This window comes from Rhodococcus maanshanensis NBRC 100610 (genome assembly GCF_001894865.1).
Lineage (GTDB): Bacteria > Actinomycetota > Actinomycetes > Mycobacteriales > Mycobacteriaceae > Rhodococcus_G > Rhodococcus_G maanshanensis.
The window spans coordinates 12224-28000 of the sequence record NZ_BCXA01000022.1 but is presented as its reverse complement, the minus strand read 5'-3'; the positions used below and the strand labels follow the sequence as shown (position 1 = coordinate 28000).

The 15777-nt window shown below is 70.6% G+C and carries 18 protein-coding genes; 11 read left to right on the top strand and 7 right to left on the bottom strand.

Annotation, left to right across the window (positions count from 1 at the left end):
- Positions 1-161: 161 nt before the first annotated feature.
- On the bottom strand, positions 162-764 hold the full coding sequence (locus RM1_RS12110; protein WP_072751581.1) for a TetR/AcrR family transcriptional regulator C-terminal domain-containing protein: 603 nt from the start codon (positions 762-764) through the stop codon (positions 162-164).
- Positions 765-889: 125 nt separating this feature from the next.
- On the opposite strand from RM1_RS12110, the gene bioB reads away from it, so the two are divergent.
- The 3 genes from bioB to RM1_RS12095 are packed head-to-tail and all read left to right on the top strand — an operon-like array spanning position 890 to position 2748.
- Positions 890-1903, top strand: a complete 1014-nt coding sequence (gene bioB, locus RM1_RS12105) for a biotin synthase BioB (RefSeq protein ID WP_072751580.1) — start codon at positions 890-892, stop codon at positions 1901-1903.
- Between the two features lie 9 nt (positions 1904-1912).
- Positions 1913-2167, top strand: a complete 255-nt coding sequence (gene bsaP, locus RM1_RS12100; RefSeq protein ID WP_051637678.1) for a biotin synthase auxiliary protein BsaP — start codon at positions 1913-1915, stop codon at positions 2165-2167.
- 2 nt (positions 2168-2169) lie between these two features.
- On the top strand, positions 2170-2748 hold the full coding sequence (locus RM1_RS12095) for a DUF2567 domain-containing protein (protein WP_072751579.1): 579 nt from the start codon (positions 2170-2172) through the stop codon (positions 2746-2748).
- Here the strand turns inward: RM1_RS12095 and RM1_RS12090 are convergent.
- Positions 2745-3434, bottom strand: a complete 690-nt coding sequence (locus RM1_RS12090; protein ID WP_027503059.1) for an NUDIX hydrolase — start codon at positions 3432-3434, stop codon at positions 2745-2747. The two genes, RM1_RS12095 and RM1_RS12090, sit on opposite strands and share 4 nt — an antisense overlap.
- Before the next feature lie 108 nt (positions 3435-3542).
- Between RM1_RS12090 and nadA the strand changes: the two genes are divergently transcribed.
- The 4 genes from nadA (at position 3543) to RM1_RS12070 (ending at position 7523) form a co-directional block, all read left to right on the top strand.
- Positions 3543-4574: a quinolinate synthase NadA gene (gene nadA / locus RM1_RS12085; protein WP_072751578.1), complete on the top strand. Its 1032-nt coding sequence runs from the start codon at positions 3543-3545 to the stop codon at positions 4572-4574.
- Complete coding sequence (locus tag RM1_RS12080; protein ID WP_072751577.1) at positions 4574-6139, top strand: L-aspartate oxidase; 1566 nt, start codon at positions 4574-4576, stop codon at positions 6137-6139. The genes nadA and RM1_RS12080 overlap by 1 nt, the downstream gene beginning before the upstream one ends.
- Before the next feature lie 38 nt (positions 6140-6177).
- Entirely contained in the window at positions 6178-7041 is an 864-nt protein-coding gene (gene nadC, locus RM1_RS12075) for a carboxylating nicotinate-nucleotide diphosphorylase (protein WP_072751576.1), read from the top strand.
- Positions 7042-7109: 68 nt separating this feature from the next.
- Positions 7110-7523, top strand: coding sequence for a VOC family protein (locus tag RM1_RS12070; protein ID WP_027503055.1), 414 nt, complete (start codon positions 7110-7112; stop codon positions 7521-7523).
- 16 nt (positions 7524-7539) lie between these two features.
- Here the strand turns inward: RM1_RS12070 and rhtB are convergent, their stop codons facing one another.
- Positions 7540-8172, bottom strand: coding sequence for a homoserine/homoserine lactone efflux protein (rhtB, locus tag RM1_RS12065; protein WP_072751575.1), 633 nt, complete (start codon positions 8170-8172; stop codon positions 7540-7542).
- Positions 8173-8269: 97 nt separating this feature from the next.
- Here rhtB and RM1_RS12060 point away from each other — a divergent pair, with 97 nt between their 5' ends.
- Positions 8270-8749 (top strand): SRPBCC family protein, encoded by a 480-nt coding sequence (locus RM1_RS12060; protein WP_072751574.1) that lies wholly within the window; start codon positions 8270-8272, stop codon positions 8747-8749.
- An 8-nt stretch (positions 8750-8757) separates the two neighbouring features.
- Here the strand turns inward: RM1_RS12060 and RM1_RS12055 are convergent, their stop codons facing one another.
- A complete protein-coding gene (locus RM1_RS12055; RefSeq protein WP_072751632.1) occupies positions 8758-10035 on the bottom strand; it encodes a glycoside hydrolase family 1 protein in 1278 nt (425 codons plus the stop codon).
- A 198-nt stretch (positions 10036-10233) separates the two neighbouring features.
- Here RM1_RS12055 and RM1_RS12050 point away from each other — a divergent pair, with 198 nt between their 5' ends.
- Entirely contained in the window at positions 10234-11070 is an 837-nt protein-coding gene (locus tag RM1_RS12050; protein WP_072751631.1) for a thioesterase family protein, read from the top strand.
- Here RM1_RS12050 and RM1_RS12045 read toward each other — a convergent pair.
- Positions 11067-11828, bottom strand: coding sequence for a slipin family protein (locus RM1_RS12045; protein WP_072751630.1), 762 nt, complete (start codon positions 11826-11828; stop codon positions 11067-11069). The two genes, RM1_RS12050 and RM1_RS12045, sit on opposite strands and share 4 nt — an antisense overlap.
- Positions 11825-12298 (bottom strand): NfeD family protein, encoded by a 474-nt coding sequence (locus RM1_RS12040; protein ID WP_072751573.1) that lies wholly within the window; start codon positions 12296-12298, stop codon positions 11825-11827. Before RM1_RS12040 ends, RM1_RS12045 begins: the two co-directional genes overlap by 4 nt.
- A 259-nt stretch (positions 12299-12557) precedes the next feature.
- Between RM1_RS12040 and RM1_RS12035 the strand changes: the two genes are divergently transcribed.
- Together RM1_RS12035 and lnt are read left to right on the top strand one after the other, a co-directional pair.
- A complete protein-coding gene (locus tag RM1_RS12035) occupies positions 12558-13592 on the top strand; it encodes an alpha/beta hydrolase (RefSeq protein ID WP_083576681.1) in 1035 nt (344 codons plus the stop codon).
- A gap of 3 nt (positions 13593-13595) precedes the next feature.
- The gene (gene lnt / locus RM1_RS12030; RefSeq protein WP_072751572.1) at positions 13596-15080 is read left to right on the top strand and encodes an apolipoprotein N-acyltransferase; all 1485 of its coding nucleotides are present in this window, start codon (positions 13596-13598) and stop codon (positions 15078-15080) included.
- On the opposite strand, the gene RM1_RS12025 is transcribed toward lnt, so the two are convergent.
- On the bottom strand, positions 15077-15760 hold the full coding sequence (locus RM1_RS12025) for a hypothetical protein (RefSeq protein WP_072751571.1): 684 nt from the start codon (positions 15758-15760) through the stop codon (positions 15077-15079). The two genes, lnt and RM1_RS12025, sit on opposite strands and share 4 nt — an antisense overlap.
- Positions 15761-15777: the final 17 nt, after the last annotated feature.

Sequence of the window (15777 nt, the reverse complement as noted above, 5' to 3'; positions counted from 1 at the left end):
GCTGCTCTCGATTTGTGCTATAGGCGCCGTTCATTCCGGCCCGGCCGGTTCCAATGCGGTGGCCTCGCGCGGACTGAGCGCGCGTCGAATCGTGGTGTGGCCGCAACACGTGGACGCGTGACCTCGGCCGTGCACCGCCAGGCGTGCGCGTGGGACTGTGGTCAGTCCCGGACCGGAGATCCCAGCCGGCTCCGCACGCCGTCCACGAACAGGCTCAGCCCGAAGTCGAATCGGGTGGTGCCGTGCGGGGCGTCGGTCATCAGTGACTCGACGAGCGGCGACGCCGCCTCGGTGAGGGCGCCGTGCGAGTCCATCTGCATGCGGGACTGCTCGTCCATCGTCTGGCCGAGGATGTAGTACAGCAGCGTGTCGGCCGCGAGCTCGGCCTCGTTGCCCGGCAGGCCTGCAGCCTCGCAGGTGCTCGCCAGGGTCGCGTGTGCGCCGTTCGTGGCGAGCCGCGCGGCGTAGGAGGCGGCGGCAAGCTCGGCGCCGTCACGGTGCGCGAGCAGTGCGTCGCGCATGCGGTGCGCCACGGTCCGCAGCCGGGCATCCCAGTTCGCGGCCTCGATCGGCGCCGAGACGCCTGTCAGCATCTCGTCGGTGATCGCCGCGAGCAGGGTCTGCTTGTTGGGGAAGTGCCAGTACAGCGCCCCCGGCTGTACGCCGAGCGAGGTGGCCAGCCTGCGCATCGTGAGGTCCCCGAGGCCGTACTCGTCGAGGATGGCGATCGCCCCGTCGAGGACGTCACCGCGTCGCAGCTGCACTGTTCGTCATCCCCTGAGTGGTCGTGTGGCGTTTGACACCATTCCACCACGACCCTAACCTGAACGCCGTTCAACTTGCACGGTGTTCAAGTTGCATCAAAGTGTCCAGCCCCCGAGGAGTTGCAGTGACCCAGGCCCCCGCCCGCACAGATATTCTCGCCGTCGCCAGGGAACAGGTCCTCGAGCGCGGTGAGGGACTGACCCAGGAGCAGACGCTCGCCGTTCTGCAGCTGCCGGACGAGAGCCTCGAGGAACTGCTCGGCCTCGCCCACGACGTGCGGATGAAGTGGTGCGGTCCCGAGGTCGAGGTCGAGGGCATCATCAGCCTCAAGACCGGCGGCTGCCCCGAGGACTGCCACTTCTGCTCACAGTCCGGCCTGTTCCAGTCCCCGGTCCGGGCCGCCTGGCTCGACATCCCGAGCCTGGTCGAGGCCGCCAAGCAGACCGCGAAGTCCGGCGCAACCGAGTTCTGCATCGTCGCCGCCGTCCGCGGGCCCGACGAGAAGCTGATGGCGCAGGTCGCGGCCGGTGTCGAGGCCATCCGCAACGAGGTCGACATCCAGGTCGCGTGCTCGCTGGGCATGCTCAACCAGGAGCAGGTCGACCAGCTCGCCGCGATGGGCGTGCACCGCTACAACCACAACCTCGAGACCGCCAAGTCGCACTTCCCGAACGTGGTCACCACGCACAGCTGGGAGGAGCGCTGGGACACCCTGCGGATGGTCCGCGAGGCAGGCATGGAGGTCTGCTGCGGCGGCATCCTCGGCATGGGCGAGAGCCTGGAGCAGCGTGCCGAGTTCGCCGCCAACCTGGCCGAGCTCGAGCCCGACGAGGTGCCGCTGAACTTCCTCAACCCGCGACCGGGCACGCCGTTCGGCGATCTCGAGGTGCTGCCTGCCTCCGACGCGCTGCGCGCGGTGGCCGCGTTCCGGCTCGCGCTGCCGCGCACCATCCTGCGCTTCGCGGGCGGTCGCGAGATCACCCTCGGCGACCTCGGCGCCAAGCAGGGCATCCTCGGTGGCATCAACGCCGTCATCGTCGGCAACTACCTGACCACCCTCGGCCGCCCGGCCGAGAAGGATCTGGACCTGCTCGGCGAGCTGCAGATGCCGATCAAGGCCCTCAACGACACCATCTAGGGTGGATACGTGACGTTCCCTCAAGAGCTGAGCAGTGCCGCTCCCGTCGACGAGATCGCAGAGCGCTACAACCCGTTCACCGGTAGGCGGGTGGTGCCGGGCTTCGACGACACCGTCCCGGCCGCGGCTCAGCTCGGCCTCGAGCCGCCGCGCTTCTGCGAGGACTGCGGCAGGCGGATGATCGTGCAGGTCAGCCCCGACGGTTGGTGGGCCAAGTGCTCCCGGCACGGGGTCATCGACTCCAGCTACCTGGGCCAGCGCTGACCGTGGCCGTCGACAGGTCGGAGATCCGTGCCGCCGCGCGCATCGTGGTGGCCGTGGTCGCGGCCAGTGCGCTCGCCGGGATCGGGTGGGGGCTGCTCGTGCCCGCACAGCACTTCCTGGTGGTCTCCGGCGGTCGCGCGGCGTCGCTGACCTCCGAGAGCGGGCACCAGTTCGACGCGGTCGCGTTGTTCCTGTGCGCCGGCCTGACCGTCGGCGTGCTGAGTGCGTCGGCGGCCTGGCTGTGGCGTTCGGTGCGCGGGCCCGTCGTGCTCGTCGGCTTGCTGATCGGATCGGCAGTCGGTGCCGCCGCCACCGCGGTGGTCGGCCTCGGGGTCGCGGGGCTGCGGTTCCCCGATCTGCCCGACGCCGTCGCCGGGCAGATCGTCCCGGTCTCGCCTGGGCTGGGCACCGCGATGGTGCTCATCCTGCAGCCGCTGGTGGCGGCCTTCGTGTACCTGGTGCTCGCCTCGATGAGCCCCCGCGACGACCTCGGTGTCTCCGCCGCTCCCGCCGAGAGTGCACCTGCCGGCGACCTTCCAGGGGCGATGCCCCAGCAGGTGCACAGTCGGCTCGAGGCCTAGCTCGGCGGTCGCAGGGCCGCGAACTCGTCGGTGACGCGCAGCCGCGACTCGGCGAACCGGTAGAGCGCGGGCGGACGTCCGCCCGCCTTGCCCGACGGCGCGGTGGTGCCGGTGGGCGTGAGCACCCCGCGTCGGCCGAGCACCCGCTGCAGGTTGGTGGCGTCCACCTGATAACCGAGTGCGGCGCAGTAGATCTCGCGCAGCGTCGACATCGCGAACTCGGCGGGCGCCAGGGCGAAGGCGATATTGGTGTACGACAGTTTCGCCGCCAACCGCGCCCGGGCGTGCTCGACCACGACGCCGTGGTCGAAAGACATCTCGGGCAGGGCGGAGACCGGGTGCCATGCGGTGTCCGGCGGCAGATGCGGATCGGAGGGCAGGGGGATCAGCCCGAGGAAGGTCGACGCGATCCTCCTGTCGCCGGGGACCCGGGCGGGATCGCTGAACACCGAGAGCTGCTCGAGGTGCGCCACCTCGCGCACGTCGACCTTCTCGGCGAGCTGACGCCGGGCCGAGGTGATCAGGTCCTCGTCGTCGCCGAGCTGTCCGCCGGGCAGCGACCAGGTGCCCTTCTGCGGGTCAAGGGCCCGCTGCCACAGCAGTACCGCCAGTTCGGGGTGGCCGTCGAAGTCGCGAACCTGGAAGACCGCGGTGAGCACTTCGTGGACGGTGCTAGGATGAGGCATGTTTTCGATCCTAAGTCGAAAACCCCGAGAATCGAAACCCGCACGTGTGGGGAATCGGATGGCAGATCCGGCGCAGACCGACCGGATCCACGGTGAAGGAGCAAGGCCATGACATCGACGTTGTGGGCAGGTGCGGGTTCGATCACGGACGCACCCGGCGGTTACACAGGTGTGGAGGCCACTCCGGAGTGGGCGGCCGAGGTGCGGCGCCTCGCCAAGGAACGCGGTGCGACGCTGCTCGCGCACAACTACCAGCTGCCCGCCATCCAGGACGTCGCCGACCACGTCGGCGACTCGCTGGCGCTGTCCCGGATCGCAGCCGAGGCGCCGGAGGACACCATCGTGTTCTGCGGTGTGCACTTCATGGCCGAGACCGCGAAGATCCTCAGCCCTAGCAAGACCGTGCTCATCCCCGACGAGCGCGCCGGCTGCTCGCTCGCCGACTCGATCACCGCGGACGACCTGCGGGCCTGGAAGGCCGACTACCCGGACGCGGTGGTGGTGTCGTACGTGAACACCACGGCCGAGGTGAAGGGCCTGACCGACATCTGCTGCACCTCGTCCAACGCGGTCGACGTGGTCAACTCGATCGACCCCGACCGTGAGGTGCTGTTCCTGCCGGACCAGTTCCTCGGCGCGCACGTCAAGCGGGTGACCGGCCGGACGAACATGCACATCTGGGCGGGCGAGTGCCACGTGCACGCAGGCATCAACGGCGACGAGCTCACCGCGCAGGCCAAGTCGCACCCCGACGCCGAGCTGTACGTGCACCCGGAGTGCGGCTGCGCCACCTCCGCCCTGTACCTCGCGGGCGAGGGCTTCGTGCCCGAGGACAAGGTCAAGATCCTGTCCACCGGCGGCATGTTGGACGCGGCCCGCGCGAGCCACGCGAAGCAGGTGCTGGTCGCGACGGAGGTCGGCATGCTGCACCAGCTGCGCAAGGCCGCGCCGGAGATCGACTTCCAGGCCGTCAACGACCGTGCCTCCTGCCCGTACATGAAGATGATCACCCCGGCCGCGCTGCTGCGCTGCCTCATCGAGGGCAAGGACGAGGTGGACGTCGACCCGGCCACCGCCGAGCGGGCCCGCAAGTCCGTGCAGCGGATGATCGAGATCGGCAACCCGGGCGGCGGCGAGTAATGACGCCTGCCGGCCGGGCGAGCTGGGAGGCGAACGCCGACCTCGTGGTCGTCGGCGGCGGGGTCGCGGGCCTGACCGCGGCCCGTGCCGCCTCGCTGCGCGGTCTGAAGGTGCTCACCGTGAGCAAGGGCGGACCGACCGACACCGCGACGCAGTACGCGCAGGGCGGCATCGCGGTCGTCGGCGACCTGCGGACGGACTCCGTCGACTCCCACGTTGCGGACACCTGTGCCGCGGGCGCCGGGCTCTGTGACGAGGATGCGGTGCGCTCGATCGTGGCAGGCGGTGCCGACGCGGTCGCCGCGCTCGCCGATCTCGGCGCGGTGTTCGACCGCGGCCGCGACGGCGACGTCTCCCGCACCCGCGAGGGCGGGCACAGCGTCCGCCGGATCATCCATGCCGGCGGCGACGCGACGGGCGCCGAGGTGCAGCGGGCCCTGAACGCGGCCGGGATGCCGGTGCTGTTCGGGGCGGCCGCGGCTCGCGTCGTCACCGACGCGCGCGGCGTCACCGGCCTGATCGTGCTGTCCGAGAAGGGCATCGGCGTCATCCATGCACCCGCGGTGCTGCTGGCCACCGGTGGGCTCGGGCAGCTGTACTCGTGCAGCACCAACCCGCCAGGCGCGACCGCCGACGGCATCGCGCTGGCGTTGGACGCCGGTGCGGCCGTCGCGGATGTCGAGTTCGTGCAGTTCCATCCGACCGTGCTGTTCACTCCCGGCGGCGTCGGCCGTCGGCCGCTGATCAGCGAGGCCGTTCGGGGCGAGGGTGCGATCCTGCTGGACGGCAACGGTGACTCGGTGACGGCCGGGGTGCACCCGATGGGTGACCTGGCCCCCCGCGATGTGGTCTCGCGTGCCATCGCGGACCGGATCCGTCGGCTCGGCACCGACCACGTGTACCTCGACGCGCGCGGGCTCGCCGGGTTCGCGGAGCGGTTCCCTACGGTGACCGCGTCCTGCCTGGCCGCGGGGATCGACCCCGCGCACCAGCTCATCCCGGTGGCCCCGGCGGCGCACTACGCGTGCGGCGGCGTGGTGACCGACGTGCACGGGCGCACCGAGGTGCCGGGGCTGTACGCCGCGGGCGAGGTGGCGCGCACCGGCCTGCACGGCGCCAATCGGTTGGCCTCCAACAGCCTGCTCGAGGGCCTGGTGGTCGGGGAGCGCGCAGGCATCGCGGCCGCCGAGCGGGCCGGGACGGCAGTGGAGGTCGGCTCCGCCGAACTGCGGCCACGTCCGCATGTCGCCCGCGATCGGGTGCAGGCGCTGATGACCGCGCACGCCTCCGTGGTCCGGGACGGAGCCGGATTGTCCACGGCGGCACGGGAACTCGAAGCGTCCGTCGAGCTCGTCCCGGCCGGGGCGACGGGTCTCGAGGACGCGGCGCTCACGGTGACGGCCGCCGCCCTGGTGCTGGCGGCCCGCGCACGGACCGAGAGCAGGGGCTGCCACACCCGCAGCGACTTCCCCGAGGCGTCGGAGTCGTTGCGCCGCGGCATCGAGGTCCGGCTCGGGTCCGACGGCGAACTCGAGCTGCCCGAACTCGTGACGGCCCCGAACTAGAGACAGACGACCCTTGTGACGACTTCGACAGGAGCACGATGACCACGCTGGCGGACGGCCTGGACCGCGACGAGATCCTCACCCTGGTGCGGGTGGCACTGGGTGAGGACCTGCGCTACGGCCCCGACATCACCTCGGTCGCGACGGTGCCCGCCGGAGCGGTTGCCAAGGCCTCCGTGGTGTCGAGGGCTGCGGGCACGGTGGCGGGGATCGACGTGGGTCTGCTGGTGCTCGACGAGGTGGTCGGGGCAGGCAACTACGAGGTGCTCGCCCGCGTCGAGGACGGTGCTGTCGTGCGGCCGGGGGAGTCGGTGCTGACCGTGCTGGCCCCGACGAGGGACCTGCTCACCGCGGAGCGCACCATGCTCAACCTGATGTGCCACCTGTCCGGGATCGCGACCGCCACCGCGGCCTGGGTCGAGGAGGTGGGCGGCACCGACTGCCGGATCCGCGACAGCCGCAAGACGCTGCCCGGGTTGCGCGCGTTGCAGAAGTACGCGGTCCGGATGGGCGGCGGGGTCAACCACCGGATGGGTCTCGGGGACGCGGCGCTGATCAAGGACAACCACGTCGCGGCGGCAGGCTCGGTGGTCGCCGCGCTCAACGCGGTGCGGGCGGCGGCCCCCGACATCGAGTGCGAGGTCGAGGTGGACAGCCTGACCCAGCTCGACCAGGTGCTCGCGGAGAACGTCGAGCTGGTGCTGCTGGACAACTTCGCGCTCTGGGAGACGCAGACCGCGGTCCAGCGGCGCAACGCGGTGGCGCCGCAGACCAAGCTCGAGTCCTCGGGCGGGCTCACCCTCGACGTGGCGGCCGATTACGCCAGGACCGGGGTGGACTACCTGGCGGTCGGCGCCCTGACGCATTCGGTGACCGTGCTGGATCTCGGCCTGGACATGTAACGGTTTCCTGTCGCCCCGCCGCGCTAGTCTGCAAGAGACCGAACGTGCGACGGATGAAGGAGAACCAGATGAGCTCTCGTCTCAACCCGTACATCAGCTTCGCCGACAACGCGAGGCAGGCCATGGAGTTCTACCAGGGTGTGTTCGGCGGCACCCTGAACCTGAGCACCTTCGGTGAGTTCGGCGCGCCGGACGCCCCTGGGGCCGACCTGATCATGCACGGCATGTTGGAGACACCCAGCGGATACACGCTGATGGGAGCCGATACGCCGCCCGGGATGGAACACAAGCCCGGCGAGAACATCGCGGTCAGCCTGAGTGGCGACGACGGCGACGAGCTGCGTGGCTACTGGGCGAAGCTGTGCGACGGCGGCACCGTGTCGGTCCCGCTGGAGAAGCAGATGTGGGGCGACGAATTCGGCATGTGTACCGACAAGTTCGGCATCGGCTGGATGGTCAACATCGGCGCACCGCAGGCCTGACGTCCGGGCGCCGCGGCTAGGCCGTAGCGCCGCGGTGCACGAGCGACAGGAACGCCGCCGCGGTGAAGAACAGGCCAGAGAAGACCCGGCCTGTGACGCGTTGCTGTTTCGGTGAGCGCATCATCCGCAGCACCCGCGCGGCCAGCCCGGTGTAGCCGGTCATCACCATGACGTCCACGACGATCATCGTCGCGGCGATGATCGCGTATTGCGGGACCAGCGGCGCCGTCGGGTCCAGGAACTGTGGCAGGACGGCCAGCATGAAGACCACCGCCTTCGGGTTGCTGGCGTTGACCAGGAACCCGCGGGCGACGAGGGCGGCCGCGGAGTGGCGGCGGGAATCGGTCTCAGCGGACACCTCGGTCGGCGCCGCCCGCCACTGCCGGATCCCGAGGTAGACCAGATAGGCGACCCCGAACCACTTGATGACGGTGAACGCCAGCGCCGAGCTGGCGAGGAGCGCGCCGACCCCGGCCGCGACGATGACCACCTGCAGCAACAGCCCGATCTGCAGGCCGAGGATGTTCCAGTAGCCGCGGCGCAGGCCGTGGCTGAGGCCGGTGGACATCGACGCGATCGCGCCCGCGCCGGGGGACAGGCTGATCACCCACGCGGCACCGAAGAACGCGAACCACATCTGCCAGGCCATGAGAACTCCACCTTCACCTACGAGGAGCGGGCGACACGCGACGCGCGTGCCCGCGGTTGGAGCATAGGACGGGGGCCGCCACGCGTATCTTGTGCCCATGCCCGCACTCTCAGTCGAGCCCGTAGACCTGGGACCCCGCAAGGTGGCCCGCCGGGTCCTCGTCAATGCCCCCGTGAACGAACTGTTCGGCCTGGTCGCCGACCCGAGACGACATCACGAGTTGGACGGATCGGGAACCGTGCAGGCCGCCGTCTCGGGGCCGGCGCGACTCGAGCGGGGCGCCGAGTTCTCGATGTCGATGCGCATGCTCGGCTTCCCCTACCGGATCACCAGCACCGTCACCGCGTTCGAGGACGGCAAGGTGATCGAGTGGCGGCACCCGTTCGGGCACCGGTGGCGCTGGGAGTTCGCCGAGGTCTTCTCGGCCGACGCGCCGGTGCCGCAGACACAGGTCACCGAGGTCTTCGACTACACCGGCTCGAAGCTGGCAAAGTCCTTCGAGCTCAGCGGGTTTCCACAGAAGAACGCGAAGGGGATCTCGGCGACGCTCGAGGGTCTGCAGCGGCGATACGCCTGAGGGCCACGCTAGCGGCCCGGCCCGGCCGATCCCGACATCGCAGGCCAGGGGTCGGGCGGGCTCAGGCAGCTCTGCGGCGGGCTGACCAGCGAACAGAACGCGGGTGCCATCACCGGCCGGTAGTCGGCGGGCACACCGTCGGCGGCGATCAGGTCTCGGTAGGTGGACACCGCGTCGGTCGGCCTGCGGGTCAGCGCCGGGTCGGTCAGCGTGTCGACGGTGTAGAGGCCGAACCGCGGCCGGTAGGTGCCCCACTCGTAGTTGTCGGTGATCGACCAGTAGTTGTAGCCGATCACGTCGGCGCCGTCGGCCCGCGCGCGGGTGAGCCAGTAGACGTGGTCGCGCAGGTGATCCGAGCGGGTGTACCCGTCGGGCCTCGGCGCGCCGTTGTCGGTGGGCATCCCGTTCTCCACCACGTATATCGGCAGCTCCGGGTACTTGCGCGCGTAGTACATCGCGGCGTGATAGATCCCGTCCGGCTGCGGCCGGATGTCGTAGAAGGCGTCGGTGACGGCGGCCGCCGCGGTGAGGTTGTCCAGCGAGACGCCGTAGTAGTAGTCGAGGCCGAGGAAGTCGAGCTTGTCGCGGACCCGGTCGGCGAAGACCGAGTCGACCGCCCCCATCGCGGCGGGGATGTAGGAGACGTTGCTCGAGACGCGGGCGCCGGGGTCGAGTCGGTGGATGGTGTCGTAGATGCTGCGGTGCGCGGCCACCATCCGGTCCAGCATCTGCGGGGCAGCGGGCAGCGAGATGCCGCCGAAGGTCAGCTCCTTCTGCACGAACACCGTTGGCTCGTTGAAGGTGATCCAGTCGGCCCCTGCGCCTGCGTAGCGTTCGACCACCCGCTCGGCGTTGGTGAGCCAGCGGGCCGGGGTGTCCGGGTCGGCCCAGCCGCCGCGGTCGGCGATCCAGCCCGGGTAGACCCAGTGGTCGAGGGTGATCATGGGCGTCATGCCGTGCCCGCGGATCTCCTCGATCACGTCGTCGTAGTAGGCGAACTCGGCCTCGTCCCAGCCGTCCGGGGTCGGCTGCACCCGGGCCCATTCGACGGAGAAGCGGAACACGTCGACGCCGAGGTCCGCCGCGCGGGCGATGTCCTCCCGGTAGCGGTGCCGGAAGTCGGGCCCGGAACCGTACGGGTCGTGGGTCTTGCCCGACGACACGTAGCGGGACCAGTTGCTGTCCGGCGGCGTGCCCTCGGACTGGAAGCCGGAGGTGGCCACGCCCCACTCGAAATCCGCACCGAGCCCCGTGGGGACGGCCTGGGCGGGTGATCCGGCGGCCATCGGACCTCCAGCCACCGCGAGGACGAGGGCGAGGATCCGGGCGATTCGGGTCACGCGTCGGAGGGTAGGGCAGCGGGGTCCGCTCCTGCGGCCGTTTCGCCGATGAATTACGTTCGACGGGTCAACGATTCTGCATCGTTCCGGGTCTGCGGCCACCCATGATGGGGGCCGGACCCGCCGATCCGAGAGGTGCCGCTCGTGAACCATCCGCTCGCCTTCTTCGACACGACGCCGGGCGGATACGTGGCGTTGCCCTTCGCGGTCAGCCGGTGGTCGCCGGACATGGTGAGCGGGGTGGCGCTGTGCGGACTCCTCGCCCGCGCGCTCGAAAGCGGGCACGGCGGAGACGGATTCGTGCCGACCCGGCTGACGGTCGACCTCTTCCGTCCGGCGCGGACCCGGCCGCTGACCTCCGCGACCAGGGCGGTGCGCGACGGCAAGCGGATCCGGGTCGCCGACGCCGAGCTGCTCCAGGACGGGGAACCCGTCGCGCGAGCATCCGCGGTGTTCCTGCGCCCGTCGGAGCAGCCGCCCGGCGAGGTCTGGACCCGCGACAGCCGCCCGTCCCCGCCGCCAGCCTCGATCGCGCCGCCGACCGACGCGCTCACGCCGCCGTACTTCGGCAGCGACTCCCACCCCGACGGCTGGTCCACCTCGATGTTCGAACATCAGGGCGCGAGTCGTAAACGCATGTGGGCCAGGCACCTTCCCGTGGTGGCCGGGGAGGAGCCGTCGCAGTTCGAGCGCGCCGCGATGGCAGGCGAGCCGACCAGTCTCATGACCAACTGGGGTAGCGAGGGTGTCGGCTTCATCAACGTGGACCTGACCCTCGTGCTGGCCAGACTGCCCGAGGGACCCGATGTCGGAATCGAGGCGGACGACCACATCAGCTCCGACGGCCTTGCCGTCGGCACCGCGACGATGTTCGACCGGGGCGGCCCGATCGGTACCTGTCTGGTGAGCGCGCTCGCCAACGCGCGGCGGCAGGTGGACTTCGCAGGCCAGGGCGAGTTCGAGATACCCGCCGCGACCTAGGCCCTCGGGCCGTCACCGAGGAACGGCCGGACCAGGTCGAGCGGCAGCGGGAAGATCATCGTCGAGTTGTGCTCGCCACCGATCTCGCGCAGCGTCTGCAGGTAGCGCAGCTGCAGGGTCGTCGGGTTGCGGCTGATGATCTCGGCGGCCTCGGCCAGCTTCGCCGAAGCCTGGAACTCGCCCTCGGCGTTGATGATCTTGGCGCGCCGTTCGCGCTCGGCCTCGGCCTGTCGCGCGATGGCCCGCTGCATGTTCTCCGGGATCTCGACGTCCTTGATCTCGACGGTGGTGACCTTCACGCCCCACGGTTCGGTCTGCTGATCGATCACTTTCTGCAGGTCCTCGTTCAGCCGTTCCCGCTCGGCGAGCAGGGCGTCGAGCTCGGCCTTGCCCAGGATCGAGCGCAGCGTCGTCTGTGCGATCTGCAGCGTCGCGAGCAGGAAGTCCTCCACCTCGACGATCGCCCGATCGGCGTCGATCACCCGGAAGTACGCGACGGCGGTCACCTTCGCGGGCACGTTGTCGCGGGTGATCACCTCCTGGACGGGGATCTTGAGCGTCACCGTGCGCAGGCTGACGCGCACCATCCGATCGACTGCGGGCACCAGCAGGACCAGCCCGGGCCCCTTGGAATCGAGGACGCGGCCCAGCCGGAAGACCACACCGCGTTCGTACTCGCGCAGGATCCGGACCGAGGTGCCGGGCAGCACGAACAGCAGCAGGGTGACGATGACGAGAAGGGCGAAGACGACGGTCACGGCGACCACTCCCACGGTTCGCGGCGGCGCACGGACAGGGTGAGTCCGCGGATCCGTTCGACGACAACGGACTCGCCCTCGGACGGCTCCGGATCCTGCTCGTACCCGAATTCCATCTTGGCGCGCCAGAGCCCGCCTGCCGTCTCCACCTGGCCGTGCGATCCGGTCCAGTTCCGGACGACGGCGTTCGTCCCGATGAGGGACTCGGGCCCGCTGTGCACGGGCAGGTGCCTCGCGACCAGCGCCTTTCGTCCGGCCAGTGCCATCACGCCGAGCCCGACCACCGCGACGCCGACCGTCACAGGGACCGCGATCACGGATCCGGCGCCATCGGCGGCGAACAGCATCCACACACCCGCGGCGGACAGCAGCGCACCCCCGGCCCCGAGGATCCCCGCGGTAGGGGTGTGGGCCTCGACCACGATCAGCAGGATGCCCACCACCAGTGTCAGCAGGCCCAACGCGGTCATCTCGACTCCCACGATCAACGCTCGGTGGGGGCCCGGCCGCTCGCATAGCCACTTCGCGGCCGAACCCTCGACTCCAAGGTAATCCGGCGCACGCGCCGCGGCCACCGGGTGCACGCCCCCGCCCAACGACCGCGCGTCGACCTGCTGACCTGCGGTCGGGATTGTTACGTCCTCGTAAATGTGTTCTGGATCACGTACCATGATTCAACTGCCTTTGAACTTTCGGCAGTGGTTGTTAGACGCAAGGCCGGGAGCTCAGATGACTGCGAACACATCGCCGTCGGGGCGGACCATCCGCCGGGCACGAACGACGCGATCCCCACGGATCGCAGTCGCAGCGGAGCCGCGCTTCATCGCCGGCGCAAGCCTCCGATCCAGGATCCTGGCCGAGTCGGTCCGATTCACCGTCAAGCCCGCCCTCGAGGTGTGGGCCCGCTGGCCGAGTGCCATGTGGCCCGCGGGCGCGCTGGACTTCGCGGCCAGGATGGTCCCGCCGGGCCGGGGAGTGGGCCGACGCCGGATCCGCCTCGAGCACTGTGACGCCGAATGGCTCCAGGCCCGCGACGCGATGCGGGACGCGGTGGTGCTGTACCTGCACGGGGGCGGCTTCCTCACGTGCGGGCTGAACACCCACAGGAGCTTGGTCTCGCGGATCTCCGGTGCGGCGGGGGCGCCGGTGCTCGCCGTCGACTACCGGATGCTGCCCAAGCATCCGATCGATGCGGCCATCGCGGACGGTGTCGCCGGTTACAGGTGGTTGCTGGAGCAGGGTTTCGAGGGCAAGCGGATCGTCATCGCGGGCGACTCGGCCGGTGGCTACCTGACCTTCGCGACGGCGATCGCGATCGCCGAGCTCGGCCTGCCGACCCCGGCAGGCCTCGTCGCACTCTCGCCCCTGACCGACATTGATCCCGCGACCAAGCTGGCACACCCGGCGGCCGACGGCTGCCCGTTGATCCCGCGCGCGGTCCTGCTCGCACTGGCTGACATCGCGGCCGCGAGGGCGGGCGCGAACTCGCGAACCTCACCGGTGAACGGGGCGCTCGCGGGGTTGCCGCCGGTCCTGATCCACGTCGGCTCGACCGAGATCCTCTACCCGGACGCGGAACTGATGGCCCAGCGCCTCGGCGCGGCGGGGGTCACGGTGACCCTGGAGGTCTGGGATCGGCAGGTCCACGTCTTCCACGCGGCCGCAGGCCTCATCCCGGAGGCGGAGCGGGCGATAGCCAGGGTGGGCGAGTTCATCCGGACCTGCACACCCGCCGCCGAGGCGCCTGCCCTCACCGCCGTCTGAGCGGTGCGCTCGCGCTGGCCGGCCCGCGGCGCCGTCCTGATCGCCGGTGCGCTGTCGCTGGTCGCCTTCCCCGCGCCGGGCCTCGACCTCCTGGCCTGGGTGGCGCTGGTGCCGGTCCTGCTCCTGCTGCGCGCGGCGGACACGCCGCGCGAGGCGGCGCTGCGCGGATGGCTCGCGGGTGTCGGGTTCCTGTCCGGGACGCAGTACTGGCTGGCGCCGAACCTGGTCTACTTCTTCCCGTTCGTGATCGGTCTTGTCGCGCTGCTGTGGTCCGGGTGGGGGATCCTGGTGCGGGCACTGCTGCGTGGCGCCGAGACCCCGGCGCGGGCGGTGGCGGCCGTGATCGGGGTGCCCGCCGGCTGGGTGCTGATCGAGACCGTGCGGTCCTGGCACTGGCTCGGTGGGCCGTGGTCGCTGTTCGGATCGACGCAGTGGCGCCGACCCGACGTGTTGGCACTCGCCTCGGTCGGCGGGGTCTGGCTGGTGGGTTTCGCCGTGGTCGCGGCCAACGTCGGGTTCGCGATCCTGATCGTCGGCGGCCGGACCTGGGCCTGGTCCACACCGCCGACATCGGCTCGATGCGTCGGAGCGGCGACGGCCCTGGTGGCGGTCGTGGTCGGTCCGCTGTGGTCCGCGGCCCGATCCGACCTGCCGGACTCACCGACGGTGCCGGTGGCGCTCGTGCAACCGGGAATCGTGCACGACGACCTGCTGAGCCGCCAGGAGGAGCTGACCCGCGGACTCGGCCGCCCGGTGCATCTTGTCGTGTGGGGCGAGAGCAGCGTCGGCGAGGACCTCACCGCCCGGCCCGACGTGCTCGCCCGGCTGACCGCGCTGTCGGGTGCCGTCGGCGCCGAGTTGCTGGTGAACGTCGACGCGCGGGTCGCAGGCGGAGCCATCGCGAAGACCTCGACCCTGATCAGCGGTGAGGGGATCGAGGCCGAGTACCGGAAGACCCGGCTGGTGCCGTTCGGCGAGTACGTCCCGTTCCGCGGTCAGCTCGGTTGGCTCAGCCGGGTCACCGCCGCGGCGGGACAGAACCGTCAGGCGGGTGAGAAGTTGGTGGTGATGGACGTCGACGGCCTGGCGATCGGGCCGCTGATCTCGTTCGAGCAGACCTTCCCAGACCTGGCCCGCGCCCAGTCGAGAAACGGCGCCGCGCTGCTGGTCTACCAGTCGTCGACGGCGACCTTTCAGGGCAGCTGGGCGCCCGCGCAGCTCGCCAGCTTCGGCGCACTGCGGGCCGCCGAGACCGGACGGCCGGTGGCCGCGGCCGCGCTCACCGGCGTCTCGGCGGCCTTCGACGCGCGGGGGAACCGGCTCGCGTGGATGCCGGCCGCCGAGAGCGGCGCGCTGATCGTCGACGTGCCGATGGCGGGGGAGGACACCGCGTTCGACCGCCTCGGGAACTGGGTGCCCGCATCGTGTGCGCTGATCGTCGCGTTGCTGGCACTCGGTGGGCTCGCTCGACGGAGATCGTCGGGTTAGCTCTCGAAGTACGCCTCGCCGACCACGAACATCCCCCGCTGCGGGATCCAGAAGTCGCCTAGATGCGCCTGCTCGGGCAACGGCCCAGGTGGTCCGAGGTCGACCCCGTCGATGGTCGCCCGGCTCTCGTCGAGGGTCCACAGCATCCGGGGGTTCGCCCGGAACCGCTGGCCGTTCGAGGCGGTGCCGGTCAGCCGCACGTGCCCGACCCCGAGTGCGGGTCCGGCCACGCGCCCCATCAGGGAGAGGACGGCGTCGCTTCGCCACAGGGCCGCGGGCAGGACCCGACCGAGGCCCGTCATTGCCGCCGTCGCCGCCGATTTCCCCAGTACGAGATCCCATACGAGCTTGTCGTCCACCGTGACGGTGAAGGCGGCAGGGCCGGTCCACGTCACCGCGATGTCTGCGCTCCGTGCGTCCTCGGTCGCGGAGCCGAAGTATCGGGCGCAGCTGACCTCGGGCGAAACGCTGCTGTAGATCGTCCAATCGCCCGCGGGGTCTCGATGCCACACCGAGTCGTAGCCCGCGCCCACCGAGCTGGCCGGGAAGTGTCGTAACGCAAGGCAGTGGCCGCTGGCGAACGGCGCCCCCATCACCCCGTAGCCCGCGAACCGTTCCCGGCCGTCATCCGGCGGCAGAGCCGTGTTCTGTTCTGCGATCGATCGCGCGTCGTGAGTCATGTCGATCCTCTCGGCGA